This is a genomic window from Vibrio sp. 10N.222.46.A1, from assembly GCF_041473595.1.
In the GTDB taxonomy this organism is placed as follows: Bacteria; Pseudomonadota; Gammaproteobacteria; order Enterobacterales; family Vibrionaceae; genus Vibrio; species Vibrio tasmaniensis_A.
Genome location: NZ_JBFRSN010001201.1, coordinates 1 through 771, shown reverse-complemented (window position 1 = coordinate 771; position 771 = coordinate 1). Strand labels below are relative to the sequence as shown.

The 771-nt window shown below is 44.0% G+C and carries 1 protein-coding gene and 1 pseudogene; both read right to left on the bottom strand.

The genetic code is table 11. From position 1 onward, the window contains the following. Nucleotides 1-238: pseudogene (locus tag AB4496_RS25190) on the bottom strand (adenine phosphoribosyltransferase); the annotation flags it as partial. Nucleotides 239-399: 161 nt separating this feature from the next. Further along, nucleotides 400-771 carry a YbaN family protein gene (locus AB4496_RS25185; protein WP_029223120.1) on the bottom strand — a complete coding sequence of 124 codons (372 nt, stop codon included), beginning with the start codon at nucleotides 769-771 and terminating at the stop codon, nucleotides 400-402.

The following is a 771-nucleotide window of genomic DNA, read 5'->3' as shown; positions in this document are numbered from 1 at the left end:
AGTCGACACCTAACTCAAGAGCAAGAGGCGCACCAAATAGGAAACCACGAGCTTCAGTACCAACGATCTTAGTAAAGCCCATGCCCTTGTATGTGTCCACTAACAGGTCTATTGTCGCTTTGTACGCGGCAGGATCTTCCATCAAGCTTGTTACGTCACGGAACAAAATACCCGCTTTAGGGTAATCAGGAATGCTTTTGATGCTTGCTTTGATCAGAGAGATTTTTTCTGTGTTCATAATCTTATGCACTTCATTAGGCCGCTTTCCAAACTCTCGTTAACGAATCAAACATCAACGCTCGGAATTAAGGAAAGGTACGATTGGACTTCATTGCAACGAGAGTCATAACTCAAATTGCTGAAATAATAAACGCCCGCTATACAAGCAGGCACACTGGCTTAATGGTAGTGATTTTCTTTGCTGTCAGCAACCAACTCATGGGTTGGAAGTCGCATAAACCATGTGAGAAGAATAACAAGTACACAAATTAGGAAAGCCTTGACCCAAATGATCGGGGCAAAGTAGATCGATAACGCAAAACTTAACAAGATAAAGAACACGCCACGCGTTTTTACTTGCTTGGTAACAGCACCGTGTTGATACCAATTGTTCAACAAGGGACCCAGCGTTTTATGCTCATGCATCCATTTGTGAACTTTGGGGTTGCTTCGCATGAAACATGCACTGGCAAGAAGGAGGAAAGGCGTGGTTGGCAGTACGGGTAAAGCTATCCCTAAAACTGCGAGAAAGATGCAAAGGCCACCAGCAAT